This is a genomic window from Sphingobium sp. SCG-1 (assembly GCF_002953135.1).
Classification (GTDB): Bacteria; Pseudomonadota; Alphaproteobacteria; order Sphingomonadales; family Sphingomonadaceae; genus Sphingobium.
Genome location: NZ_CP026373.1, coordinates 14126 through 40195 on the forward strand (window position 1 = coordinate 14126; position 26070 = coordinate 40195).

Annotated in this window: 26 protein-coding genes; 21 read left to right on the top strand and 5 right to left on the bottom strand. The window is 62.7% G+C overall.

The window, feature by feature from the left end:
• The first annotated feature begins 7 nt into the window (after nucleotides 1-7).
• The 19 genes from C1T17_RS19800 (at nucleotide 8) to C1T17_RS19890 (ending at nucleotide 17059) form a co-directional block, all read left to right on the top strand.
• Nucleotides 8-916: a phytanoyl-CoA dioxygenase family protein gene (locus C1T17_RS19800; protein WP_104955549.1), complete on the top strand. Its 909-nt coding sequence runs from the start codon at nucleotides 8-10 to the stop codon at nucleotides 914-916.
• A 129-nt stretch (nucleotides 917-1045) separates the two neighbouring features.
• Nucleotides 1046-1408, top strand: coding sequence for a hypothetical protein (locus C1T17_RS19805; protein ID WP_104955401.1), 363 nt, complete (start codon nucleotides 1046-1048; stop codon nucleotides 1406-1408).
• Entirely contained in the window at nucleotides 1405-2079 is a 675-nt protein-coding gene (locus C1T17_RS19810; RefSeq protein WP_104955402.1) for a lytic transglycosylase domain-containing protein, read from the top strand. The genes C1T17_RS19805 and C1T17_RS19810 overlap by 4 nt, the downstream gene beginning before the upstream one ends.
• Nucleotides 2076-2417: a TrbC/VirB2 family protein gene (locus C1T17_RS19815; protein WP_104955403.1), complete on the top strand. Its 342-nt coding sequence runs from the start codon at nucleotides 2076-2078 to the stop codon at nucleotides 2415-2417. The genes C1T17_RS19810 and C1T17_RS19815 overlap by 4 nt, the downstream gene beginning before the upstream one ends.
• A 10-nt stretch (nucleotides 2418-2427) precedes the next feature.
• Nucleotides 2428-2763 (top strand): type IV secretion system protein VirB3, encoded by a 336-nt coding sequence (locus C1T17_RS19820; RefSeq protein ID WP_104955404.1) that lies wholly within the window; start codon nucleotides 2428-2430, stop codon nucleotides 2761-2763.
• Entirely contained in the window at nucleotides 2756-5173 is a 2418-nt protein-coding gene (locus C1T17_RS19825) for a VirB4 family type IV secretion/conjugal transfer ATPase (protein ID WP_104955405.1), read from the top strand. The genes C1T17_RS19820 and C1T17_RS19825 overlap by 8 nt, the downstream gene beginning before the upstream one ends.
• Nucleotides 5174-5177: 4 nt before the next feature.
• Nucleotides 5178-5894, top strand: coding sequence for a type IV secretion system protein (locus tag C1T17_RS19830; RefSeq protein ID WP_104955406.1), 717 nt, complete (start codon nucleotides 5178-5180; stop codon nucleotides 5892-5894).
• On the top strand, nucleotides 5891-6109 hold the full coding sequence (locus C1T17_RS19835; RefSeq protein WP_104955407.1) for an EexN family lipoprotein: 219 nt from the start codon (nucleotides 5891-5893) through the stop codon (nucleotides 6107-6109). The genes C1T17_RS19830 and C1T17_RS19835 overlap by 4 nt, the downstream gene beginning before the upstream one ends.
• 14 nt (nucleotides 6110-6123) lie before the next feature.
• The gene (locus C1T17_RS19840; RefSeq protein WP_104955408.1) at nucleotides 6124-7068 is read left to right on the top strand and encodes a type IV secretion system protein; all 945 of its coding nucleotides are present in this window, start codon (nucleotides 6124-6126) and stop codon (nucleotides 7066-7068) included.
• A 14-nt stretch (nucleotides 7069-7082) separates the two neighbouring features.
• Entirely contained in the window at nucleotides 7083-7400 is a 318-nt protein-coding gene (locus tag C1T17_RS19845; RefSeq protein ID WP_104955552.1) for a hypothetical protein, read from the top strand.
• Between the two features lie 2 nt (nucleotides 7401-7402).
• Nucleotides 7403-8092, top strand: a complete 690-nt coding sequence (locus C1T17_RS19850) for a virB8 family protein (protein ID WP_104955409.1) — start codon at nucleotides 7403-7405, stop codon at nucleotides 8090-8092.
• A complete protein-coding gene (virB9, locus tag C1T17_RS19855; RefSeq protein ID WP_104955410.1) occupies nucleotides 8089-8946 on the top strand; it encodes a P-type conjugative transfer protein VirB9 in 858 nt (285 codons plus the stop codon). The genes C1T17_RS19850 and virB9 overlap by 4 nt, the downstream gene beginning before the upstream one ends.
• Before the next feature lie 5 nt (nucleotides 8947-8951).
• Nucleotides 8952-10169, top strand: a complete 1218-nt coding sequence (virB10, locus tag C1T17_RS19860) for a type IV secretion system protein VirB10 (RefSeq protein WP_104955411.1) — start codon at nucleotides 8952-8954, stop codon at nucleotides 10167-10169.
• 3 nt (nucleotides 10170-10172) lie between these two features.
• Entirely contained in the window at nucleotides 10173-11177 is a 1005-nt protein-coding gene (virB11, locus tag C1T17_RS19865) for a P-type DNA transfer ATPase VirB11 (RefSeq protein WP_104955412.1), read from the top strand.
• Between the two features lie 19 nt (nucleotides 11178-11196).
• Nucleotides 11197-13155: a type IV secretory system conjugative DNA transfer family protein gene (locus C1T17_RS19870; protein WP_223262990.1), complete on the top strand. Its 1959-nt coding sequence runs from the start codon at nucleotides 11197-11199 to the stop codon at nucleotides 13153-13155.
• On the top strand, nucleotides 13136-14086 hold the full coding sequence (locus C1T17_RS19875; protein WP_189338629.1) for an LPD7 domain-containing protein: 951 nt from the start codon (nucleotides 13136-13138) through the stop codon (nucleotides 14084-14086). Before C1T17_RS19870 ends, C1T17_RS19875 begins: the two co-directional genes overlap by 20 nt.
• 253 nt (nucleotides 14087-14339) lie before the next feature.
• Entirely contained in the window at nucleotides 14340-15170 is an 831-nt protein-coding gene (locus C1T17_RS19880; RefSeq protein WP_104955414.1) for a type IV toxin-antitoxin system AbiEi family antitoxin domain-containing protein, read from the top strand.
• Nucleotides 15170-15415, top strand: coding sequence for a hypothetical protein (locus tag C1T17_RS19885; RefSeq protein WP_223262980.1), 246 nt, complete (start codon nucleotides 15170-15172; stop codon nucleotides 15413-15415). The genes C1T17_RS19880 and C1T17_RS19885 overlap by 1 nt, the downstream gene beginning before the upstream one ends.
• Before the next feature lie 252 nt (nucleotides 15416-15667).
• Complete coding sequence (locus C1T17_RS19890; protein WP_104955415.1) at nucleotides 15668-17059, top strand: hypothetical protein; 1392 nt, start codon at nucleotides 15668-15670, stop codon at nucleotides 17057-17059.
• 93 nt (nucleotides 17060-17152) lie between these two features.
• Here C1T17_RS19890 and C1T17_RS19895 read toward each other — a convergent pair whose 3' ends face one another.
• Together C1T17_RS19895 and C1T17_RS19900 are read right to left on the bottom strand one after the other, a co-directional pair.
• Entirely contained in the window at nucleotides 17153-17428 is a 276-nt protein-coding gene (locus tag C1T17_RS19895; protein WP_104955416.1) for a hypothetical protein, read from the bottom strand.
• Between the two features lie 166 nt (nucleotides 17429-17594).
• Complete coding sequence (locus tag C1T17_RS19900) at nucleotides 17595-19733, bottom strand: helix-turn-helix domain-containing protein (RefSeq protein ID WP_189338630.1); 2139 nt, start codon at nucleotides 19731-19733, stop codon at nucleotides 17595-17597.
• A 245-nt stretch (nucleotides 19734-19978) separates the two neighbouring features.
• Here C1T17_RS19900 and C1T17_RS22045 point away from each other — a divergent pair, with 245 nt between their 5' ends.
• Both C1T17_RS22045 and C1T17_RS19905 read left to right on the top strand, forming a co-directional pair.
• Entirely contained in the window at nucleotides 19979-20203 is a 225-nt protein-coding gene (locus C1T17_RS22045) for a hypothetical protein (RefSeq protein WP_317617076.1), read from the top strand.
• Nucleotides 20204-20235: 32 nt separating this feature from the next.
• Complete coding sequence (locus C1T17_RS19905; protein ID WP_317617077.1) at nucleotides 20236-21591, top strand: Fic family protein; 1356 nt, start codon at nucleotides 20236-20238, stop codon at nucleotides 21589-21591.
• Between the two features lie 218 nt (nucleotides 21592-21809).
• Here the strand turns inward: C1T17_RS19905 and C1T17_RS19910 are convergent, their stop codons facing one another.
• The 3 genes from C1T17_RS19910 to C1T17_RS19920 are packed head-to-tail and all read right to left on the bottom strand — an operon-like array spanning nucleotide 21810 to nucleotide 25991.
• Nucleotides 21810-23360 (bottom strand): ATP-binding protein, encoded by a 1551-nt coding sequence (locus C1T17_RS19910; protein ID WP_104955418.1) that lies wholly within the window; start codon nucleotides 23358-23360, stop codon nucleotides 21810-21812.
• Nucleotides 23361-23362: 2 nt separating this feature from the next.
• Nucleotides 23363-24979, bottom strand: coding sequence for a radical SAM protein (locus tag C1T17_RS19915; RefSeq protein ID WP_104955419.1), 1617 nt, complete (start codon nucleotides 24977-24979; stop codon nucleotides 23363-23365).
• Complete coding sequence (locus C1T17_RS19920; protein ID WP_104955554.1) at nucleotides 24972-25991, bottom strand: DGQHR domain-containing protein; 1020 nt, start codon at nucleotides 25989-25991, stop codon at nucleotides 24972-24974. Before C1T17_RS19920 ends, C1T17_RS19915 begins: the two co-directional genes overlap by 8 nt.
• Nucleotides 25992-26070: the final 79 nt, after the last annotated feature.

Here is a 26070-nt window from a genome sequence, read left to right on the forward strand (position 1 = left end):
ACATCGCATGGCTACCAAACCGCTACCTGCAGCCGAGACCAAGGCCCACGGGTCAATTTACGAAACACTGATGCGCGAAGGCTTCTGCGTGCTTCCAGACATCATGCCCACCGCCGTGGTCGAGTTGCTGGCGAGAGATATGGCCCCCCACTTCGAGGCAACGCCATTTTGCGAAGGCGGTCTCTACGGCAGCCGCACCAAGAGGTTCGGAAGCCTGCTCAAACGATCGAACCATGCATCGGCATTCATCCAGCATCCTCAGATCATGGCGATCGCGCAAGCTGTGCTCGGTCCTTGGTGCGACACCATACAGCTCAATCTCGCTCAAGCTCTCGAGCTGCATCCCGGCGCGCTGCCGCAATTTCCCCACCGCGATCAAGATATGTGGCGGGGCCAAACTGGTGAGGTCGAGTACCTCATCAACGTCATGTGGCCGTTCACCGAATATCGGCACGACAATGGCACGACCCTGATCTGGCCGCGCAGCCACGCCGCAAATGCGCTTACACCTGAACCTCCCGAGGATCCGGTGGCCGTGGAATGCAGTCCAGGATCTGCGATCGTCTTCCTCGGCTCTACCCTTCATGGTGCTGGCGGCAACCGGTCACCGGGTGTGCGCCAAGGCATGATCGTTAGCTATTGCCTCGGATGGCTGAAACCATATGAAAATCAGTGGTTGGTCTATCCACCCGAGATAGCACGGACGTTCTCTCCAGATTTGGCGGCTTTGGTCGGATATCAGCAACACCGGCCCAATTTGGGGAACTACGAAGGGCGATGCCCATCTCTTCTGCTCGGCGGAGAACGCTCCGAGCATCTCAGCGCGATCGATGCCTTACGTCCAGATCAATCGGCAGCACTTGAGGAATTTCTCGAAGGGCAACGCCAGTTCCGCGCGGCATCGAGCGAGAACTGATCGCAGCGCTCCCCCCTTGTGGGGGGATTGCCCGAAAATGCCGCTCCGGGTTCAAAAGAGAGGTGATTTTCAACGGAGAGTGGTCGGCGCATTTTTTAATGCAGCGGCGCTGAAAAGCGGAGAAATCAGATGCAGCGCCTGCGCCTTGCCCTTGCCGTTCCGATCGTGGCGATGTCCGCCCAGTCGGCTCCTGCGTCTGCCAACGATCTGGGCTGCCAGGTTTTGCTTTGCCTCTCGAACCCGGGCGGTGCGACACAGTACCCCGCCTGCGTGCCGCCTATGGTGAAGCTCTGGGAGCGTCTGGCATTGGGCGGTTCATTCCCCGGCTGTTCCGGTGGCGGCGTTGCGAAGACCAAGGTCTATGATCGCGATTCCGCTTCGCGGCGCCGGGTCGTGATGACGTTTACCGACGGGCGGCAGCAATCCTATTCGCTTGCGAATATTGATAGCTTGCCAGTGTCTCCCAGCGAACCCGGGACCACGCCACAGTGATCCTCGAGCTCGCAACCGTGGTTGGACTCGCGCAGCAATGCGCGCCATCGGTTGCGGTCGAAACGCTTGTGTCGGTCGTCCGCGCCGAGAGTCACTTCAATCCCTACGCCATCGGCGTGAATGCGAAGGGGGTGCCCGCACCCAATCCCAGCGATCGGGCATCGGCCGCCGCAGTCGCTCGATCGCTGATTGCCCGCGGCTACAACATCGATCTGGGTCTGGGGCAAATCAACAGCGCAAATCTCAGGTGGCTAGGCTTGTCAGTCGAGGACGCCTTCGATCCCTGCCGCAATCTCGCCGCAGCCGCACGTGTGCTGGCTTCCAACTATCTGAGCGTCGCGCGCTCCAGCCCTTCTACAGAGGTGGCGATCGCGACCGCTATGTCGATGTACAACACGGGTAGTCGTTCGCGCGGGTTCGGAAACGGCTATGTCGGCCGTGTCTACGCATCGTCGAGTGTCGTCGTGCCAGCGATCAGGCGTGGAGCGGCCCCAGAACCCGCCGCTTCGCCAGCTCCCGTGACGCCTGAACCCAAATTTACACAGCCGCCAGCGGGCGTCCGCTCGCCGCGCGTCCAAAACGGATGGGACACCACTGCGGGCGCGCAGACGGCATCATTGATGGTCTTTGGGGGAGCATCCAATAGTTTACCGAAAGGACAAGCCGAATGACTGCCTTAGCGACCAATTCCAAGATATGGTTGACGCCGCGGCGGCGCACTTTCGCGCAATATCTGGCACTGTATATCGCGGTCATTGCGGTGTCGCTCCTGCTCACCGATCCGGCCCATGCCCAAGCGGCCGACGGCGTCACGTCGATGGCCGAGAATATCAAGACCTGGCTGACCGGTACTTTTGCGAAAACGATCGCGGTGATCGCGGTCGTCATCGTGGGTTTCATGTTCTTCACCGGGCGGGCGAGCCTGGGGCTCCTGGTCACCGTCATCGTCGGCATCTTCATCGTGTTCAGCGCGCAGTGGATCGTCGATACCATCACTGGCGGCGCGTGAGTGCGCTGGGATGGACGATGAAAAACTCAGGGAGGAAACGCTCTTCCTGGCCGTGACCCGGCCAACGATGTGGTTGGGCGTTCCGATCGAAGCGTCGCTGCCGATCGCGCTGGCGGCGTGCCTGACGCTCATCATCACCGGCAACCCGCTTTGTGCCTTTGCGCTAGCCGGGGCATTTTTGGCCATAGCCCGGCTGATCGTGCGGCACGACGCGAACGCCTTCCGCCTCCTGTGGCTCTGGACAATGACAAAGGCACGCTGCCGCAACCGGGGATGGTGGGGCGGTAGCTCCTACTCGCCCCTGCCGATTGATGGGGCGAAACGCCGGGGATTTGCGCATGGCTAGCCGGGCCAGCTCGTTGGGCGGCGCTGCCGCCAGGACGCCGTGGCGGATCCTCAGACAAGAGGCCGACCCCGCGCGCTATCTCCCCTATGCGCGTCATATCGACGACAACATCATTGCGCTCGACGGGCGCGATCTCATGATGATGTTCAAGCTCGACGGCCTTGCATTCGAGACGGCCGACCCAATCCATCTCAACGACTGGCACGAAAAGCTCAACGGCACGTTGCGCAACATCGCCGACGACCGTCTGGCGATCTGGACCCATATCGTCCGCAGGCCGATCACGGACTATCCAGAAGGCGAGTTTCGCTCGGCCTTCGCGGCCGCTCTCGATGCAAAATACCGCGCGCGGGTGACCGCCAAGCGCATGTTCGTCAACGAGCTCTACTTGACCCTCATCATGCGTCCGTCCGTCGGATCGGCCGATCGTACCGGCGTGCTGCTTCGACGTCTGGCATCGGCGCGCAAGGAGGGGGCCGAAGTCGACGAGGACGAGCTTGCGCGCTTCGAGGACAAGGCGCGTGACATCGAGAAACTTCTCGCACGCTGTCGGCCCCGACGCCTCCAATTGTACGAGCATAATGGCTTGATGTTCTCCCAACCGCTCGAGGTGCTCGAGCTGGTGATGATGGGCCGCGCCGGCAGGGTGCCGCTGGTCCGCGGCCACTTGGGTTCCGCCATCTATGGGGAACGGGTGATCTTCGGCCGCGAGACGGTCGAGGTGCGGGCGCACGATACGAGCCGGTTCGTCGGCTTGTTCGGTATCCGCGAATATCCGGCGATGACGCGGCCAGGCCAAATGAACGCGCTCCTGGCCCAAGATTTCGCGTTCGTCGTGACCCAGTCCTTTGCGTTCATGGGCAAGGCGCGGGCCTCCGAGCGCTTGCGCCGGCGCCAGAACCAGATGGCATCGACCGAGGATGCCGCTGCAAGCCAGGCGCTTGAGCTGGCCGACGCGGCCGACGATCTCCAGAGCAATCGCTTCGTCCTGGGCGAGCATCATTTCTCGCTCGCGGTTTTCGGCGAAAATCAGAAGCGCCTGGCCGAGAACCTGTCGACCGCCCGGGCGGCCCTCGCCGACGCGGGTCTGGTGGCTGCTCGGGAGGGTCCGGCGCTGGAGGCCGCCTTCTGGTCGCAGCTTCCTGGTAACTTCGCGTGGCGTGCGCGGCCAGCGGCGATCACGTCGCGCAATTTCGCTGCGCTTTCACCTTTCCATACCTTCCCCGCCGGCAAGGCGGAGGGCAATCACTGGGGCGCCGCAATCGCGTTGATGAAAACTGCGGCCCAGTCTCCCTTCTATTTCAACTTCCATGTAAACGATCTTGGCCACACGCTGATCATCGGCCCGTCGGGCGGCGGCAAGACCGTCGTCCAGAATTTCCTGATGGCGCAGCTCGAGAAAACCGGCGCGCAACAGATCTTCATCGACAAGGACCGAGGTGCCGAGATCTATGTGCGGTCATCCGGCGGCACCTATCTGGCGCTGCGCAACGGCGCGCCAACCGGGTTCGCACCGCTCCGCGCGCTCGAGCAGACCCCAGGCAACATCGTGTTCCTGGGGAGGCTGATCCGCCATCTCGTAACGCCTGCAGGGAGCCAGCTCGGCGTCACGCAGGAGCGGATGATCGACGAGGGCATCCTCTCGATCGGACGCCTTCCCCCAGAAGAACGGTCCATCCTTGCGCTTCGTCAGTTGCTCGGTCAGCGCGATCCCGAAGGGATTGGCGCGCGGCTTGAGAAATGGTCACGCGGCGGCGCGCTCGGCTGGATGTTCGACAATGACCGTGACGAGCTGACGCTCGAAGCCAGATTTATCGGCTTCGACATGACGGATTTCCTCGACAATCCCGAGATCCGCACCCCGCTCATGATGTACATGTTCCATCGGATCGATGCCCTGCTGGATGGCCGTCGTCTGGTGATCGATATCGACGAATTCTGGAAGGCGCTCGGCGACGATGCGTTTCGCGCCTTCGCGCAGGATGGCCTCAAAACCTACCGGAAGCAGAATGCCTTTCTGGTATTCGGCACGCAAAGCCCGGCCGATGCTCTGCGATCCGACATCTCGCACAGCATCATGGAGCAGGTCGCGACCAAGATCCTCTTGCCCAACCCGCATGGCCGAGAGGTCGATTATGTCGATGGGCTTGGCCTCACCCGTGCCGAGTTCAAACTCATCAGAAACGATCTGATCCCCGAAAGCCGGCGGTTTCTGGTGAAGCAGGGGCACGATTCTATCGTGGTGGAGCTCGATCTCGGCGGCCTGTCCGACGAGTTGGCCGTCCTCTCGGGCACCACCGAAACCGTCGGAATCCTCGATCAGGTTCGCCGCGAACATGGCGACGATCCCAGCCATTGGCTGCCCGTCTTTCACGAGCGCCGCCGTGCCACCACAGACAAGAAAGGATAAGGTCATGAAAGCAATACGAGCGCTCGCGATTGTCGGCGGATTGGCGATCTCCGTGCCGGCCTTCGCGCAGGGCATCCCGGTCTATGATTCCAGCACGTTCCTGCAGACCCTCTCGACGGTGAAGAACACCCTGTCGATGATCGAACAGGGGAAGCAGCAAATTTCCCAGGCAACCGACATGTTCAACAGCGTCAACAAGCTGACGAACGTCAATCAGATTGCCTCTTCCCTGAACACCGACGCCGTTCGCCACCTCTTGCCGAGCGAAGCGCGGGACATTCAGCGTCTTATGTCTTCGGACACGACAGGCCTCGGCAGTCTTGGATCTGCCGCAGATCGGATACGTCGTAGCAATCGGGTCGAGCTCCCCGAGCTTCGCCCGGACGCCACCGCTTTCGAGCGCTCGAACCGCGATGCCATTTCTCGCAATGGCGACATGGCGGCGCGCGACGCGGCCATTGCTGAGGCAGCATATGGCGTCACCGCCCAGAGAACGACGGGTCTCGAGGAACTGCGTTCATCGCTGGACACTGCATCGGACGCGAAGGACGTGATGGATATCCAAGCCCGTGTCGGCGTCGAAAATGCTCATATCCAGAACGACGCGGTCCAGCTTCAGGCGCTTCAGATGCGGCAGACCGCCGAGGCGAGACTGCGTTCGCAGCGAGATGACGAGACCGGCCTCGCCAAGCTTCAGCAGAGCCTGAGTAGTCGGCCGTGAAGGGGATCGCAGCGTCCCTCCCCGTTCTGGCGGCCATGTTCCTGAGTGGTTGCGGGCAGCCGATCGGCAAGGCGGACCTGAAGACCGATCCCAAGTTACGCGCTGAGATCCTAACCGAGTGCGCCAACGGCACCCACACCGATGTCCAGGAATGCAGCAACGCAAAGGACGTCGAGAATGCCGACAAGCTCGAGCGTTCGCTGGGTCACAAATAAGCGGGGAATTGGCCATGGCGTCCACACTCTTCGCGGATATCTACACCAACATCGACGGGAAGCTCGATCTCTTCCTGAACGAGCGTCTCAACAACGTCATCGATGTCGTGCGGGGGCCGCTGGCGCTTGGCCTGGTCATCTACATCGCGCTGTTCGGCTATATGGTGATGCGCGGCATCGTCAGCGAACCCTGGGGCGAGCTGGTCTACCGGATGGTGAAGCTGTGTCTGCTCTATGTCGCTGCCACGACCGTCGCTTACTCGGAGTGGATCACGAACCCGCTCTTTCACGGGATGCCGGACGCCATCTCCCAAGCTTTGGCGGGCAAGACCATCACCAGTGTCGGGGCGGTTTTCGACGATTATTTCGGCCAAGTCGATTCCATCGTGCTCATCATCAGGACCGAGGCCGCGACCTATCTGGACATCAACCCGTGGAAGCTCGTCCTGCTCACGTTGGCAGTCGCGATTTACGGATTGGCGGGTCTCTCTGCGGCTATCGGATTTGCAATAACCGTGTTCGCGAAGGTGGCGCTAGCCGTCGTGATTGCGCTCGGCCCGATCTTCATAGCGTTGTCGCTCTTCGAAACCACGCGACGCTTTTTTTACGGCTGGCTGGGGCAGGTGTTCAACTACATCGTCTTAATGGCGGTGATCATCGCCATCACGGCCCTGATCACTGACCTTGGTGCGACCGCGCTCACTGCGGCCGAAGGCACGCCGGATGTGACGATCGGCGCTGTGTTGTTTGCCGTCTACATCTTCCTCGGAACGATCTTCTTCTTTCAGGCCCCGTCGATCGCGACCGGCATCGCTGGGGGCGCTGCGGCCGGTGTCGGCGCTTTTGCCGGATCGGCATGGGGAACCATGGCGGCTCCGTTCCAGCAACGCCGCATCGCCCGCAACAGTCGCAATCTCGAACGTGCCGCCCAGCGCGGTGGTTCGGTGAGCCGCGCATGAGGAAGGAAGACCCTTTGACGAGACCAACCACGATAGTCCGCGCGCTCCGGCGATCAGCCGTCATCATCGCACTGCTCCCGTCACTCGCCCAAGGGGCCTCCGGGCCGAAGAAGCTGCCCGTCTGCAACGGCAAACACCTGCGCGAGGTGAACATATACGGGAGCGTTCTGCCGGGCTCGCCGCTCCCGGCAATTGTGGCGCCCCCTGCCCCGCCGCCCGTACCGCAGATCAAACAGCCAATTGATGCCGGCACGCCTCCCCCACCCGTTCCCGCCCTCCTTCCCGAGAAGACGTCCGCGCGCGCGACACCCAGCACCTTTGGGAGCTGCTGATCATGCGGAACCAGACCGAAGGCGTGCCGGCAAAGGACGCCGAACTCTATTTCGGGCATGCCCGATCCTGGGATCAGGACCGTCAGCGCAAATCGTTACGATCCGAACGCATCGCTTGGGTCGTGGCCGGCCTAGGGCTCCTTGCCGCGACCGCGGAGGGCTTCGCCATCGCAGGCCTTGCTCCGCTGAAGACGGTCATGCCGTACATCATTCGCGTCAATCAGACGACGGGCGCGGTCGATGTGCAGACCACCCTCACCCAGAAGCCGATGCGCTATGACGAAGCGGTCACGAAATTCTTCCTCGCGCAATATGTCCGGACGCGGGAAAGCTGGTTGCCGGCGGCGGCCGAGGAGAATTTCCGGGCCGTCACCATCCTGTCCGAACCAGGCGAGCAGCAACGCTGGGGCCGGTTTTTCAGCTCGAACAACGCCGTGAGCCCACAGGTCGTCTGGGGCAAGGGTGCGGTCGTCCAGGCCCGCGTGAGAAATATCGCCTTCATCAACGACCGTGTTGCCAATGTCCGCTTCACGCGCACGGTGCAGACCGACACTGATACGCAGAGCAGCGACTGGATCGCGACCGTCACCTTCCGGTACACGAACGCGCCGATGGCGGAGGGCGACCGCTATCGCAACCCGTTGGGATTCCAGGTCGAGAATTACCGCGCGGACCCCGAGGTGGTGCGATGAACCGCCTTCTCTCCATAGCGAGTCTTCTCGCCATGATAGCGACACCCGCCCTTGCGGAGGACACCCCGCGCGGTGGCCCGGCGGATCCCCGCGTGAAGTTCGTCGAATATCAGGAGACCCAGGTCTACCGGATCGTCGGCACATTTCGGACGGCGACCCAGGTGGTGCTTGGCGCCGATGAGACCATCGAACATGTCGCGCTGGGCGACACCGTCTCATGGGAAGTGGCGGTTGCCGGTCACATCCTGTTCCTGAAACCGCGCGAGCGGGCGGGACCGACCAACCTCATCGTCACGACCAATCGTGGGGGCGAACTGCGCAACTACGCCTTCGAACTGACCGCGCGCCGGGGACCCATCGGCAGCGGGAACCGCGACACATTCTTCCAGGTTCGGTTTCGCTATCCGCGCGATGAAGCCGATCGTGCCGCGCGCATGCGCGCCACCCAGGAGGCGCAGCGCGTCGCCGCGCTGCAGGCGAGTGCCGTTCGGGGCGCCCTTGACCACGGCGTCATCGATGGACCGCGCAATCTGAACTACAAGGTCCAGGGTTCGAGCGATCTTCAGCCGTCGGAAATCTCCGACAATGGCCAGTTCACGGTCCTGCGCTTCCCCGGCAACCATGAAATCCCGGCGATCTATCTGGTGCGACCGGACGGCTCGGAGTCCTTGGTCCCATTCGATGTCCGCGACGAGTTTGTGGTCGTCCACGCCGTGGCGGCTCAACTGCGCCTGCGCCGGAACCGGGAGGTGCTGTGCATCTATAATCTCGCGCCGACACCTTACGGCGTCGATCACGGCACCAACACCGCATCGCCGCATGTCGAGCGCACCATACAAGACCCGAAGGAGTAAGTGCGATGGACGACACTTCGGCCGAGGCCCCTCGCCGCCCGCAGGGCGATCCAACACCTGAACGCGACGAAATCATCCGCGAGCGCGGCATCGACCCGATCGGGGGGATGACACCGGCAAAGCGGAATACCGCCCTGATTTTCGCCGGGACGGCGATGGTGCTCGGCATTTTGTGGGTGAACTCGGGACCGAGCAAGACCGGCTCGAGTTTGATGGGGAAGCCCGAGGTAATGGCCAAACGGCCGGATCTCGCGGCGCGCGAAACGGTCGCCTATGATGCTGTCGCAGCAAAACCCAAGCCGCTCGGCGCCGTGAGTGCCGATCCCAACGCGCCTGTCCTCAATCCTCCGCCCACCGTTGGCCCCGATGGTCAGATCGTTCCGGCAATACAGCCCGTAGCGCAGCCAGCGGCGGCACCGCAGAACACGCGCCAGAACCTGGCCGATCAGGCACGTCGTTCAACATTGATCGCTTATGGCGGTCGGGACGCGCTGCAGGCTCCGGGAGGTTCTAACGGTGCTGGCTCCGACACCGGCAATGCGGGCACAGCTGGCGATAGCTCGACCGATCAAGCCGTCCGCGGCGCGCCCAATGCGCTCGATGCGCTTCGTCAAAGTTCGGCCGTTGGCGAGGCACGCGCCTCGATGCTGCCCAATCGCAACTATCTCGTCACCGCCGGCACGCTGATCCCCTGCATTCTGCAGACCGCCATGAATTCGGCGCAGCCTGGTTACACGTCGTGCCTGATCCCACGCGACGTCTATTCGGAGAATGGCCGCGTCGTGCTTATGGAGAAGGGCACCAAAGTCCTCGGCGAATATCATGGCGGCATCCAGCAAGGGCAGAACCGCCTCTTCGTGCTGTGGACGCGCGCCGTCACGCCGCAGGGCGTGCGCATCGACCTCGCGTCTCCGGGGTCGGACGCCCTTGGCCGCGCAGGCATCGCCGGGTCCGTGGACACTTTCTTTTGGGCGCGCTTCGGCAGCGCGCTGCTGCTCTCGCTGGTCGACGATGCCGCCTATATCGCCGGACAGTCCGTCTCCGGCGGGAGCAACAATTTCAATAATACGACGCGCACGCCGAGCGAGGGGGCGAGCATCGCGCTCCAGAACAGCATCAACATTCGCCCGGTGCTCAAGAAGAACCAGGGGGAGGAAGTCGGCATTTTCGTCGCCAAGGACTTCAATTTCGCCGACGTCTACAATCTCGAGCTGCGGCGCTGACCCATGAGCGATACCGCCGTCCTGCGCCATTATCTCGCACCGATCCTGCCGCTGCTGGAGCCGGTCGAGGTGACGGAGCTTGTCATCAACAAGCCCGGCGAAGTCGGCATCGAGGATCATCGCGGTTGGCATTGGCATAGCGTCGCCGAACTCGACAGCGACTGGCTGGCGACGCTCGCCGTCGCCGCCGCGAGCTTCACCCGGCAGGACGTCAACGCCGAGACCCCGATCTGCTCAACCATTTTGCCAGGTGGTGAGCGCTGCCAGATCGTCATACCCTCGGTGACGCCGACCGGCGCGCCATCGTTCACGGTGCGCAAGCCCTCGCGCGTCAATCTCGCGATCGATCAACTCGCGCAGACCGGCTTGTTCACCGCCACGCGCTCGGCTGCGCGCGGTCTCGGCGAGGTCGATGCGCAATTGGTTGCGCAGCGCGATGGCGGTGACTGGCCGGCTTTCTTCAAGACTGCCGTTGCCGCCCGCAAGAACATCCTGGTGAGCGGCGCGACCGGCTCGGGCAAGACCACCTTCGCCAAGGCGCTGATTCAGCTGATCCCGCCCGACGAGCGGCTGCTCACGATCGAGGACACCCGCGAGCTTGTCGTCGAGCATCGCAATGTCGTGCACATGGTCTATTCGAGTGAGCGGCAGGGTTTGGCCAAGGTCGGCCCCAAGCAACTGCTCGAAAGTGCGCTGCGCATGCGGCCTGATCGCATCCTCCTGCAGGAGCTGCGCGACGGCACCGCCTTCTTTTATCTGCGCAGCGTTAACTCGGGGCACCCGGGTTCGATCACAACCGTCCATGCTGGCTCGGCGATGGGCGCGTTCGAGCAGCTCACCTTGCTGGTCAAGGAATCTGAAGGCGGACGCGATCTGGCCCGTGACGATATCCGTGGGCTGTTGCACATGCTCGTCGACGTCGTCGTCCAGACCCGCAAGCGCGCCGGAAAATTCGAAGTCGAGGAGGTGTATTTTGATCCGGCTGTCGAACGCACGACCGCTCACTAAGGTTGCGATTGTCGCGGGGATGCTCGCGGTGACCTTTTTGGCATGCGCCCTGTGCGCGGTCCTGGTGGCCCTCGTCGGCCTGAACCAGATTAGCCCGCGCATGCAGATCTCGGCGATACCCGCATGGCTCTGGTATTACCGCGGAGATCCGCTGCTCCATCTGTGGCTGGAGCGCGGTGCGCTGGTCAGCGGCGCCATCGCTTTCGTCATCCTCCTCGTCATCCTGAAGCGGGGGCGCACGCTCCATGGCGAGGCACGGTTCGCGCGTGAAAGCGAAATCCGGCGCGAACATCTGCGCAGCAACAGTGGGATCATCGTCGGGCAGAAAGGCGGCCGCTATCTTGTTTTCGGCGGCACCGAACATGTGTTGCTCGAAGCACCGACGCGCGCCGGCAAGGGCGTCGGCGTGGTGATCCCCAATCTTCTGAGTTGGGCTGATTCCGTCGTGGTACTCGACGTGAAGCGCGAGAATTGGGACATCACCGCTGGCTTTCGTGCCCGGCATGGCCAGGCGGTCTATCTGTTCGATCCGCTCGATCCTGAAGGGCGAAGCGCCCGCTACAATCCCTTGAGCTTCATCGACCGGCTCGACGACACCGATGTGATCAATGAACTCCAGAAGATCGGCGGCATGTTGTTCCCGGCCCCGGAGAAGGCCGATCCGTTCTGGGCGGAAGCGGCGCGGGCGGCCTTTGTTGGCGTCGGCGCCCTTGTCGCGGCCAACCCCGCCCTCCCCTTCACGATCGGCGAAATCTATCGCCGTCTGACGACGGGCGACCCGAAGATCGAACTGCCCAAGGTCGTCGAAGAGGCGAAGCAGCGCGGGCAACGGCTGAGCCAGGCGTGTGTGTCGGCGCTGAGCGACTTCACCTCCGCATCGGACAACACCTTTTCGGGCATCAAACAGACGATCACATCAAAGCTCAATCTCTGGCTCAACCCCTATGTCGATGCCGCGACGTCGGAGAGCGATTTCGATTTGCGTCAGGTCCGGCGCGAACGGATATCGATCTATCTTGGGGTCTCGCCCGACAATATCGACCGGATCGCGCCCGTCTATAACCTCTTTCTCCAGCAGCTGATCAATCTCAATACGCGGGAACTGCCTGAGAATGGCGGCCGCGTGCCGGTGCTCATTTTGCTCGACGAGTTCGCCCGCCTCGGCAAGGCGCCGGTCATCGCGTCGGCCTTTTCCTACGTTGCAGGCTACGGGCTTCGCCTGCTGCCAGTCATCCAGAGCCGGTCCCAGCCCCGCGGCATCTATGGCGCGGACGTTACCGACGAGATTATCGCCAATTGCGGACTGGAGATCGTGTTCACGCCCAAGGAGCTGAAGGTCGCCAACGAACTCTCCGAGCGGCTCGGCTTTTTCACGATGAACGTCAAATCGAAGAGCCGGACGATTCATGGCCTGCTCGCCAACCGCAGCGTATCGGAGTCAGACCAGCGCCGCGCGCTGATGATGCCCCAGGAACTGATGCAGATGCCCAAGGGCGACCTTCTGCTGATGCGCGGCGGAATTCCGCCCGTCAGGGGTCGCAAGATCGAGTATTTCCGCTCGAAGCGCTTCACGAGCCGGATCAGTGACCCACCCAAGGTCGCGCCCCGTCCGATCGCGATCGGCACAGTGTCGTCCGCCGCCAAATTGGCAGGCGGGGCGAGCAGCAGCGATCCGTTGGCCTTGGCCCTTGGCGCGAAGAGGGCTGCTCTGTTGAACGACGGTCAAGCGACCGCGCCAGCGGAGCGGGCGGACCCTGCCGTGCGCACGCTCACCGGTGACGAGCTGTCGGGCTTTGCCGAAATCACCGACGACATGTTGGTGCTCGGCGACATGGTGGATCTACCACCGCCTGGCGACGAACAGGCCGCTATCGCCTTTGTCACGGCGATGACGGCCCGGGCCGTTCTCGAGCCCATGGGTGTCGGCGCCCAATCTCCAGAATTTGTGACCGAGAGGCATGACCATGGCAGAGAATGATCGCAAGCAATCGGGTACGGCGCGGACCAGTGCCAACAGCGTTGGCCTCGACGACGCCAAACAGCGCAAGGCGGCTGCGCCAGAAAAATCCTCGCCCGGGGGATCAAAGGACGGTCCCACCGAAGCGCCTGGTCATGCCGGCACTGTCGGTGCGTCGCGAAGTGCGCCCAAGGTGCATTCGATCGAGGCGGGCGATGTGCCGGAGAGTGTGCGGAAGCGCTATTATGCCGACAAGGCGAAATGGTCGGGCGAACCGGCCTTTTTCACGACGGCGCAAGCGAAGGATCCCGCGTTTCGCGATCAGGGCCGGCGTCTGGTCACGGCGACGGAGAGTCAGGAGGTCGTCAAGGATCTGGTGGCGATCGCACAACACCGCAATTGGGATCGGATACAGGTCACAGGATCAGAAGAATTTCGGCGATCGGTCTGGATCGAGGCCAGTCAAAAAGGCCTCGAGGTACGTGGCTACAAGCCCAACGAGCGCGATCTCCAGGAGCTTGATCGGCTGCGTGGGGAGACGAGCCGCAATACGATTGCGCCCATGGCAGCCCGTGACGTTGATGTCGCCCGTGGGTCAGCCGGGATAAGCCGCCAGAGCGAGCGCAATGGTTTGGAGCGGCCGGATGCTCGGCGCGGCGATCGGGGCAACACGCCGAATGATCGTGCCGCCGACAGCCAGATGCGCGTGATGGAGGCGGTGATCCGACGGACGTTGTTCGACAATCCCGAGGCGGTTGCTCGGGTGATGACAGTCGCCCGCACACAGCTTGATGCGCATATTGCGGCGGGACGGAAGATCCGCCCGGCAATGGTCAAGGATGCCGCCCCAAGCGTCAGGCAAGATGTGGTCCGCGGCCGTGACCCATCGACGCCACCCATCCCTCGTCCAGGTCGCGAGCCAGAGCCTCAGGAACGCAGCCGCTCTCGGTGACCGGGAAGCGGTTTTTTGTGCCGCAATCCCTCTGCGACAAATGGGTCAGGCGATCGCCTCCCGGTTTAAGAATCGGCACCTTTGTTCGGCTCAGCCGAACATTTATCGTGATTGGTAAACCACGAGCGGTGCAACTCGAGCCCGTCGGATATATACTATGCGCGCGAACCGTCCCGCAAAGCGCGACAATCTTACCAGATAATATAATCACCGTTATAGCGAATGCGCCGGACATCGCTCGCAGAGGCTCAAATTGCGCGAAGGATATAATCTCAAGACGCTTGGACCTCGGGCCGCTCAGCTGATCGTCGAGCTCAACGAACGCCGTCAGCCGATCTTTTCGCTCGCGGACGTCACCGAGATCACAGGTCTGAGCCCGTCATCGGCACGCAGCCTCGTTGCGAACACCGAAGCGCGCGGCATCGTCACGCGCCTCAAGCCCGGCCTCTACAATCTGGTGCCCTTCGAGCGGGGCCGCGACACCGAGCATGTGAGCGATCCTTACCTCATCGCAAGAACGCTGGTTGGCGACGCGGACTACTTCATCTCTCACGGCAGCGCGCTGGAGCTGCACCGCATGGTCACCCAACCGCAGTTGGCCATCATCGTCTCCTGCGCCAAACGGCTGCGCCCGCAGCACATCCACGGCTATGAGTTCCGCTTCGTCGACGTCAAGCCGCAGGATTTCTTCGGTGTGACCGATATCTGGATCACATCCGAAGAGCAGGTCAGGGTCAGCGATCCCGAGCGGACCATCATCGATGGTCTTGACCATCCGCAATATGTCGGTGGCATTACAGAGGTCGCCAAGGGACTCTGGATGAAGCGCGATACGCTACGGGTCGAACTGATGATCGACTATGCGCTTCGCCTCGGCGTTGGCGCGGTAATGCGTCGCCTGGGCTATCTGCTGGAATTTTACGGGCTGGCCGACGCAGCCGCATTGGAGCCGTTGCGCGCGCGGCTGACCCCGACCTATCAGCGTCTCGATCCGCTGTTTCCCAATGAAGGCAGGATGCTGGCACGCTGGCGCATCCGGCTCAATGTCGAGCCCGACGAACTCGATATAATCCGGAGCAGTTGATGATTCCCCGGCGCGATCTCTCCCGTATCGCCAGCGGCCTTCTCAAGCCGCGCGGCCGTCGCGTGCCCGAGGCGGTGATCGAATGCGACTATTGCCTGGCCTGGTTCCTGACCGGTCTGGCGCAGCATCCTTTGCGCGAATTTCTCGCCTTCAAGGGCGGGACGGCATGCGCTGATGCTGGTTCGAGAATTACCGCTTCTCCAAGGATCTCGGTGCGCCGTGGCGGCCCGGAAGGTGCAGCATGACTTAGAGTAGCACCCCCTAAACATGCTGATTTTCGCCGGCGGCTGCAATGCCGCCCCTCTACAGAGAACATTAGATGAAAGGGGGCCGCAAAGCTCGACCGGGTGTCGGCTCGGGCGGCCTGCGAAGCGGCCGAAGGTGCGACAGTCCCCCGCGTCTTTGTGGGTTGGCGGTATGATTGCCGCGCCCGTTATTGACACGCCCGTTCCGCGCGTCGAAAGCCTTTGCATCCAATTACGGCGCAAGGGTGTGGCATGCCGAATTTCTTCGATGGTCGCATCCAGGTGGATGCGAGCGCCCTTCAGGGACCGCGCGTCTATTCGACCGACCTTCTGCCCCAGCTGCTCGATCCTGGCGATCCGGCGGGGAGCGTAGCGGTCACCGCTCAGGCGCTCAAGATCAAGATCATCACCAAGGGCCTCGTTACCCTCAATGCGGCCTATCTGCTCTCGCCGCTCGCCGTGCTGCTGCTCGACCAGCATCCCGACCTGTTCGCCGGCGCGAGCCTGCTTCCCGCCTTCCGGACCGACAAGGTCGAACTCGCCGATCTCATCCCTTCAGCCGGTGACCATGCCGCCGCGGGAATCGACGGGCGGCGCCTTGCCGCACATGTCGCCCGCATCGAGGCCGGCGTCGGCCGCGTCATGCCATGGACCCTAGCGGACGTCGCCGACCGCTATCGCAAGCTCCTGCTCGACGGGCTTCACAACACGCAAGCCATGATCACGCGCCAGCTCACCGCCGAAGCCGGGCTCGCCGAACGCGACCTCGCGGAGATCGTTGCCGCCATCGAAGGCCTCGACCTCAGCGCCAATGCCAATCTCCTTGCCTATTTCAGAACCCTTCCCGACGATCGCCGCGCGTTGCTCGAGCGGTTCAGCGCGACCTGCTATCATATGGTGGGAACCGGGGTCGTGCGCTGCGAAACTGGTACCGACCTCAATCCCTTGTCCGCGTTCAAGGCCACCGACGTTATGTTGGCCGCGCGCGACGCCGAGCCCGCCTATCTCACTGACGAGGCGGTTTTCCTTCAAACCTTTATGGGCTTTGCGCTCGACGCCATCGGCGCGCTCTCCGTTCCATCCCAGGTCATCGATGCCATCAGCTTCACCACCGCGCATCAGCTGGGCCGGGCCCTTCAGCAACAGGGCTTCCAGCAGCGCTATGACGGGATCGTGCGCGACTATTTGCATCATGCGGCGCTGCCGGACGCGCAGGATGCGCTCGACCGCCTCGATGTTGGCGCTATCGCTGCGGCCGCCGAAGGGTTGGCAAAGTCCTTCAAGGCCGAGATCGCGGACGAGCTGCGCCAATATGAAGCCAAGATCCAGGTCGATGCGCGCGCGGCCGTCTATCGGGCTGGCGCTGATCTCGCGAAGGACGGTGTAGGGTTGGCGCCCGGCATCAGCAATATCGTCGCCTTTGCCGATGGCCTTGGACATGCGGCCCAACTCGCAGGCGCGGTGCGCGAGCAGCGGCGCGTGTCCGATTTCCATGCGGCGATCCAAGAGGCCGAAGTTCGCAGACGAGACGATATATGCGCGGCGATCGACGGCCTGCGCGTCAGCGACAAGAAAAAAGCGACGCTGCTCGACGCGGTCGCCTTACTGAGCGACGTCCATGGGATCAGCCTCAGGCGGGCTTGAAGCGCGCCTCAGAATCATCTTGAATGGAATTGAACGGCCGCTGCCCCGCTTCTGGGCGAGCACGGTTCAGGAAAAAGCAGTCTGCGACTGGCTTTACGAGAGCTGCGCGCGGATGGGCGCCGGGGCTTGATCCTCAAGACCCAGGTTCCGGGTGGCCCACAGCGTAAACAGATCCTGGTACGATTTCGTATAACCCGTACCCACCTGGCTCATGCGGCCCGCTTCATCCTCCGCGAGCGGCACAAGATCATTCTCGCCCTCGAACTGCCGGCGAACTTTACGGCTCTGCCAGGCGCGGTCGACGGCCAGCCGCCAGCTGTTGCGGTAACTCGGCGGGGATGCGGATCCGGTGAGCGCTTCAGTGTGCATAGGCAATCCTGTTCTCGCTTTGATCTACGTCTTCGCCGAGCGAATGTCAATGATCGGCTCGGCGTAACGGGGCAGCATTCATCTGTCTGCCCAGCGTAGAAACGCACCACGATCGCATTCGGATGCTTACCGATGCCTGCGTGCCCGCGAACTTGTGGCTGAGCGCTCAGAGCCCCACTTCGACCTCGCTGATCCGCGTCGCCTCAACTAGCTGCTGCAGCACAAGCTCGTCCCAGGCGTCGGTCAGCCGCGCGTCGATCTTGTTGCGCGCCTCGACCAGTTCGGGCGTTTCCTCAAACCATTCGCGCACCATCGCTGCGATATCGTCCCGATAGCCCGAACCCTGTCCGTAGCGGGCCCACAGGTCGCTCCAGAAGCCTTCGGCCTTGTCGAGATAGGGCTTGAAGGTATTGCGCCCGATCGTCAGCGCGCGCCCCAGAAACTCCTGCTGCCATTCCGACAGCTCTTCGGCGAGCGTCTCCACCAACGCCTGGGCCTCGCGGGTGTTCGAGAAGCGTCCCGTCAGCGCGTCGAGCCGGCCGTTGATGCGGGAGAAGAGCTCGGCTGTCCGCAAATTGGCGTCGGCGCGTACACCCGAGCCGATCATGAAGTGCATCTCGAAATTGTCCCAATTGCCCCGCCGTGCCACCGCCGCCGCGATCGAGCTTGCATGGCTGGTCTGCAATTCGTCGAGCAATCGCTGGTGCGCCGGCCGGATCACATTGGGGAGCTTGCGATAATCTCCGACCATGCGTTCGACCTCGTCGGCAAGCGTGATCCGTGCCTGCTGGATGCGCGCGGCATCGGTGTTCGATACCAGATCGTGCGAAAGCGCCACGAACCGGCTCAGCCGCTCATGCTGGCGCGAGCGCATCGCATCGATCTGCCGGCACAGCGCGCTCCACACATCGGGCGCCGACTCCTCCATGGCGTTGAAGAACAGCACCGGGATCGGCGGCACGCCCGCCTCGCGCAGGGAATCCTCGACCTGCATCGCCCGGATTGCATAGCCCTCCGCCGCATCCTCGGGCGGCTCATTATCCTCGGTGATCACCTTCAGGGCCTCGTCGCCGCGCGGCAAGGCGAGCAGAATCACCCGCTGCCGCTCGACCGCGTCGAGCCGCAGCTCCTGCAGCGTCTTGGCGATCTTGAGCGCCTCGGTGCCGGGCGCGTCGTTGAACGCGCAGCATAGGATGCTCAGCGTGCGCGGCTCGGCCAGATGGGCCATGAGATCAGCCCGCTCGGTCGTGCCGAGGATGCCCTTCGTATCAATGACGTTGAGACGGTAGCCCGATCGGCGCATCGCGCTTTCGGGCACATAGACCGTCACGCGCTGCGGCAGCGAGAAGCGCGCATGCTGTCCGAAGTTGATCGCTGTGATGTTCTTCGACAGCCATTCCAGACCGTTCACCGTCGTCTCCGACAGGATCATCTGGGTTTCAGTCCGCTGCTCGAGTCGCATCCGGTTGACGATATCCTGGACGACATCGTCCTGATCGCCGCCCGTCTCGATCATCTCCTTGATCGGGTCGATGAAGCTGCGCGGATCGGTTGGGTTCTTGCGCCGCTTGAGCTCCGCCATGTTGCGGATCGCCCGATCGATCTCCGTCGAAACGCCGCCGGCGCCCTCGGCAGCGGCACGAACCATTTCGCCCACGATCAGGCGCACCTCATCCTCGGGCTTCGGCTCGACCATGATGCCGAAGGCCGGCGCTGTGCGAATGGCGACCTCGCTCGTCGTAGTCCGGCCGCCACTTGCGGGGAACACTGGCTGAGGCCGGCCACCGGGGCCCGGCACCATGAGATTGGTGAGATGCGACAGCGCCGTGGTCTTGCCGACGCCGACACTGCCGATCCATGCCAGCGAATGCTCGACCTCGCCGAGAAATTCGGCCGCACTCAGCAAATTGGTGCGGAATAGGTTAATGGGGGCGGCCAACAGCGCGTCGTAATCCTCGCTCCCCTCGAACCGCGCCAGCTGTTGCAGCGCCTGTTCAGCGGACCAGAGCAGCTCCCGGTCGGGATGACCAAAGGCCGGGCGGTCCGAGATGGACCATTCGCGGCTGTAAAAGGTAAGGATCGCGCGGCTTTCTTCCGTGTCGATCGCCTCGAGATAGCGCCGAGCCATCGCCTCGTCGGTGGTCTCGGTCCGTTCAAGTCGCGAGACTACGCTGTTTGAACTGACCCCGAGACGCGCCGCCATGTCGCCCTGCTTGATCCCGGCCTCTTCGCGCGCCTTGCGCAGGACTGCCGTCGGAATACCCATGCCTGCCTCCCATTCGTTAGCCTGGATACGCTCGCGCAAGACGATTTGCAAGTTTGCACGCAATATTGATTTTTGCTCTTGCGGACGACCTTGCGCGACAGTAGGAAAGTAGGATCGGCTGTGTACCTTCAGCGTGGGCGTCCGAAGTATTCGGAACGCCGTTGATGCTGCGCGGTTAAAGAAATTGCGCAAAATATGGGTCAGGTTATAGTTCTGCGCGCTTGGTGAAGGTTTTGACACACGCGGCCATGGTCGGGTTAGGTTTTTAACGCAGGGAAAATCGGGTGTCCAAATGGCCGTCATTCTCCATCACGGACTTCCGCGGACGGGCCCTGCCGGAGGCAGGTATCCTAGCCGGCTATGCCGCGCTAATCGACACCTATGACCTGAAACTGCCGCTGCCGCATCATATGGTCGCCTTGGGCGAGCGCCACCGCCCATCGTCCAACGACAGCTGGACGATGCTCAGTCCGCGCCAGGCCCCGAGCCGACGCTCGAAGGTCATCTGATATTTGCCCTGAAGCGCGAGGGGCTGGACCTGATGGTACTCGCCCGGCTGTTCGCCGTCATCGACGGGCGCGAGATCACGCAGATGGTGCGCGCGACACCCACCGGCACCTTCGCCCGCCGCTTATGGTTCCTCTATGAATGGCTGACCGGCCGGGAGCTCGATCTGCCCAATCTGGGGAAGCTCGGTCTCGTCCCGGTCGTCGATCCTGCACAGCAGTTCGCGCTCGACGGCGGCGAACCGTCGGCCCGCCACAAAGTCATCGACAATCTGCCGGGGACACCCGCATTCTGCCCGATGGTCTGGCGCACGCCAGCGCTCGTCGCTGCTTCTGCCAAGCGGCTCGACCTCCGCGCCCGCGCCGCCGTCGATCGCATCAATCCCGATCTCGTCGCGCGCGCCGCGGCTTTCATGCTGCTCAACGATTCCAAATCCTCCTTCGCCATCGAAGGCGAGCGGCCGTCAGGCAACCGCACCGTGCGCTGGGGGCAGGCGATCGCCCAGGCGGGCACCGGCCAGTTGACGCTGGCCGAACTCGACCGCCTCCAGCGCATCGTAATCGGCGATGCCCGCTTCGTGCCCCTGGGCCTGCGCACCGAAGGCGGATTCGTCGGCACCCATGACCGTGACACCAACGACCCCATTCCCGATCATATCAGCGCGCGCCATGAGGATCTGCGAGACCTGGTCGACGGCATCGTCGCCTATGCCGACCGCACGCTCGCCGGCGGCTATGATCCGGTCGTGGCCGCCAGCGCGCTCGCCTTCGGCTTCGTCTATGTTCATCCCTTCGCCGACGGCAATGGACGCATTCATCGCTGGCTGATCCACCATGCGCTGGCCGCCGCCCATTATAATCCGCCGGGCCTCATCTTTCCGGTGAGCGCTGCGATCCTGCGGCGGATCGATGATTATCGCCAGGTGCTGCAAAGCTACTCGCATGCGCTCCTTCCCGAAATCTCATGGTCGCGCACGGCCCTGGGCAATGTCGAGGTTGTGAACGAGACCGCCGATTTTTACCGGTTTTTCGACGCCAGCCTGCACAGCCATTTTCTCTACGAATGTGTCGAGCAGACCATTATGGAAGATTTGCCCGCCGAGGTGCGCTTTCTCAAGGCGTTCGACCGGTTCAACCGCGGCGTCCAGCAACTCGTCGATATGCCGAGCGCAAAGGTCGAACTGCTGCGCAAGTTCCTGGCCCAGCACGAAGGGCACCTCTCGGGCCGCGCGCGCGACCGTGAGTTCGCGGTGCTCAGCGATAACGAGGCGAGCGAGATCGAGACATTATATCGCGACACGTTCGAGGCCAGCGATGCCGAAAAGATCGACGTCGAGCTTCTGCCGGCGCCCGGTGGTCGCGTTGACGAGAGCTTCAGACCGTCATCCTGATCGCCCGGTCGTCAGCTTTTTTCACCCGTTTGCCTGCAGCTCTGCGCGGGCACGTGGCTCAGCGGCTGTCCCGGTAAGCGATAGGCTTCTGTCCCATGGCCGCTGCCGTGCGCGTTCGAACGTCGCAGTTGTGGGCACGATTGGAAATCGATCGGCTGAAGTCTGGGATCGGGGTGCCTTACCGCACGGCCCACGCCGAGGGCTTCAGCCTCGCTGGGTCACTCTGAAATCTTCGCGATGATCCGATCGACCAGCGCCTTGGCCGCCACGCGGTTCTGCGAGCACTCATAAATGAGCTCGAAGAAACGCTGATATTGGCCGCGCTCCTTGGGCTTCAGAAACGCGAGTGGATCGACGCTGCCGAGGTCCGCCAGTTCGCTCAGCGCCGACCGCGCGTGCGCCACCTTGTCGACGATCGGTGCAGTCGCCTCGCTCGCCGCGGCGAGCTGTTCGGCCTTGTCGATCTGTCCTTCGATCTCGCGCACCAGCCGCGTGCGCGCCGCCGGGGTGACGCTGTTCTGACGCAGAAGATCGAGGCTTCCCGAGGTCGCCTCGAGCGCCAGTTCCAGATCGCGCTGGGCCTTGCGCTGCACCGAGCTCGTCCGGCAGCGGTGCGCAATGTCGCGAAAATGCGGCCCCAGGTGGTTCACCAAATTGGCGAAATGCGCATTCTGCTCGAAATGATCCCTCCGCGCATTGGGCACGATCCGCCGATCGAGCACATGGAGCTCCCCGACGGTCCAGCTATTGAAGCGCGATTCGGGAAATTCCTGTTCGAGCAGCGCATCGCCGCCGACCTGGATGTCGCCGACGCGCAGCCGAAACCCCTTCTGGAGCGTCGCGGTCGCAAGCGCGCCCTCATAGTCATGATGAAGGAACCAGCCGACTGCGCCGACGGTGCCATCGATGTCGGGCACGTCGATGAAGCTGACCGCGTGCACCGCGAGCGGCGTCTTATTGCCATTCGCGATCATATCGCGATGCGGACGGTACACCGGGCCGTCGATGCCGCTCACCGTCAGTGCCAGTGGCGCCTGCACGACATTTTGGGCAAGCCTTGCGGTGATCGCCGCGCCATGGCTGAACGCGGGTGAGAAGGGGAGGGGCGCAACCTGCGCGAGATAATCGGCGATGGCGTTCGGATTGAGGAGCGGATCGCCCCGCAACCGCACGATGCCCCGCAGCTCGACCTCGAAGAAATGCTCGGGATAGTCTTCACCCGCGATGTCCTTGACCGTGACGATCCGCTCGATCAGCGCGCGGATGTCATTGGGTCCATCGGTCTCGCGCATCAGCGCCTTGAGCATGCGCCCGTCCCAGCACAATTCCCGAACCGACTCACTCTTGTCACTGCGCGAGCGGAACAGCAGATCCTGCGCATAAGCGAGGCCGGCGAGGCGCCCGACGCCGCGAAAGCCGCGCGCATCGGTACCGCGCTTCGCGCTGGCGCCCAGCGCCGTCAGCCGCTTCACGAATGTATCGCCGCCCAAGCCGACGCCATTGTCGCGAATCCTGACCGAGCGGGGCTTGCTGTCGATCTCGATATGGACCGTGCCGGGTGCGACCTGATCCAGCGCACCCGTGCGACGTGCCTGCTCGATCCCATCGGCGGCATTCTGAACATATTCGCGAAATATGCTCATCGGATCGACATACATGGCGCTCGAAACCAGCTCGAGCAGGTCATTGCCGATGATGATGTCCTCGGCGTTCACGCGGCTCGCGCTCGTTCCGGTCTTCGCCCTGAGCCGCGATGCGGCCGCCCCCATCGTCACGCCGCAGCCCTCTCGTTCATCACGTCCCGCACCACAATATCTTCGTCATAGTCGAGGCCCGCATCCTCGACCCGTTCATCGTCCGGAATGCCGATGTCGATCGGTGTCGCAGCGTAGGCCTTTCGCTTCGCCCAGATGTCGAGCAGCTCCGCCTTGGGCACCGGAACATAGAAAGGTAGGATGCGCGCGACCGCCCGGCTCGTGGCCTGTCCCGGCAACCGCACGAAGTCGCGCGGATCGCAGGACGACAGAAGCTGCAGCAACTCGGCCCGTTCGGCGGCATCGAGCCTGGCAAAGGCTTCCCGGAACTCGCCCAGGCGATGCCGCCCGTCATATTCCTCATACCAGTCGCGGTTGAAGATGAAGTCGTGCGGCAAGGTCAGGATCGACTCGAACTCGGCAAAGGTGTCGCCAAAGGCACGACGGAAAAAGGCCGGCTCGCCGCTCACGACGCCGTGCGTCGCCTGCAGCACGATCTGGAGCGAGCGCAGCTGATAGCGTGTCCACTTCTCGCCGATATGACCGCGGTCAGGCCGATTGGTCGGCTGATAGCGCATCGGGAAGGACCAGACCCGCACGCCCAGTTCCTCATTGAGCGTCACGTTGAGCCGCATCCGCTCGAAGAGGTCGGCCGGATTGTCGTGGAAATTATAGAGCATATAGTTCGACAGTTCTGTCAGCCCATATTCCGCCGCATAGCGGACCGCCTGCTCATAGGGCTTCTTCACGCCAAGATGATCGAATGCGATCCGCAAGGGCTTGAGGCAGATCGTTGCTAGTTCGCGCAGATACATAGGGTCCTTGCACAGGATCCGCGCGTCCACCCCCTGGTTGAAATCGACGCGGCGCTGGACCGGCGTGCGCGCGCCTTCGCGCAGCAGCTTGGCGCCAGGCACGAAGCCGAGATCTCGGATTTCGGCGATGATGTCCTTAAACTTCGCCGAGGCGACTACATTATTGTCCATCAAAATGAGGTCCTTCTTCGGACCATAGAGTCTGTCGATCGACTGGACGAGTGCGGTCAGCGATTCTGTGTCGCGCAAGGCGCCCTCGAGCTTGGGCACGCCGCAGAAGTGGCATTTGCGAATACAGCCGCGCGAACAATAGGCAAAATAGGCGTCGCGCACCGGATAGCGATACTCGATCTGCTCAAGGATCCCATAATCAGGCACCAGATTCTCGATCGGTTCGCCCGCGACATCATCGGCGTAGAATTCCTCGCTGAACGCATCGAGCTGCAGCGCCAACGCGGGTGCATCCGAAAGCAGCCCCTGGATGAACCGGGCGCCATGCCAGCGCCGCTCTTCCAGGAAGCGCTCATGCATCAGCGAGGCGGCGATCCCTCCGACGAAGACCTTGTCGGGTTGGCCGTTCGATGCCTCGATGGCGAAGTCGATTGTCTCGCTGATCTTGGGATATTCGAAGCTGAACAATGTCGTGACATAGATACGGTCCCACGCCTGCTTCAGCACCGAACGGTCATTTCCCTTGATGAAGCGGACCCGGTCCTTCTTGCCATGCGGCCCATGATATTGGGCGATCTTCATCAAGCCCAACGGGGGATATTTATTCTTGTAGCCCGGCTCGATCAGCAGGATGTTCTTGTTAGCCATTGGATACCAGCCTGACCGATTTCTTGCGCCGCGTCGTTCGGATCCGGTCGCGAAGCTCGTTCGCGCCCTCTTCGCCGCCCAAGCCCTTCCCCATGCCCTTCGACGTCCAGTCGATGTCATGAACGAAATCCCCCAGCGCATTGACGAAATAGCGGCGGTCGACACGCTGCTGATCCGGCGCCTCGATATAGAGGTCGGCGGCAAGGTCCGAGAGCGCATAGACGCCGATGCCCTTGGTCAGGATGTGCTTGCGGCTGTCATTCCACTGATCGGGCAGCACCTCCGCGACCGCGCGCCAGAAGTTGAGCAGCACCGTGGCGCAATGCTCAGGCGAGCGCGTCTTCAAGATCTTGCTCGTGTTGATGAACCGCGCGGCGGCCTTCTGCATCGTGCGCAGGGACGCGCGCCGCAAAAGCCCCGATGTGCTGTTGCCGCCAAGGTCCAGCCGCCGGTACCAGGGCGACGCTTCTTCATTATGGAGATGCAGCGCCGCGAACAGCTCTGGCCGATCCTTCGCCAGATCATCGGCGATCTGGGCGTCATGGAAATCCAGAAGGCTGGTGCTCAGCCCCTTGGCCTTGCCGTTGATCGTCAGGAAGACCTCGGTCTCCTCGCGGACCGTCAGCCCCATATAAATCATGAAGGGCAGGGAGACATCGAGCTCGTCCATATGCCCCAGACGATGCTGACAATCGACCTGGGCGAGAATCTTGCCTGCAGCCTCCGCGATCGTCAGGACCGCCGTGCCGTCCCCGCGTTCCGCGACGTCCCAAGCGCCTTCGTCATTGGGACGCAGGTTCAGCGTCAAGGGCGGCGTCGAACTTTGCGGAAGCCGGATATAGCGCCGGAAATCCTGGCTGTGCCGAGCGTTGAACCGGCGCTGATAGCCCTGTCCGGTATCCTCGTTCAGAATGTCGGCGAAGCTGTGCCGGAACAGAAGCGCTGCTGGCGCGAAGCCCATCAGCACCTTTCGGTCGGCAGAATTGCCAATGACACACTGTATTTTGGTCATTCCTGTCCCGACGAATTTGCATTTCTGGAATGCATATTCGTCGGTAGCACCCTGCACGTCAAGGTGCCAGCGATATAAT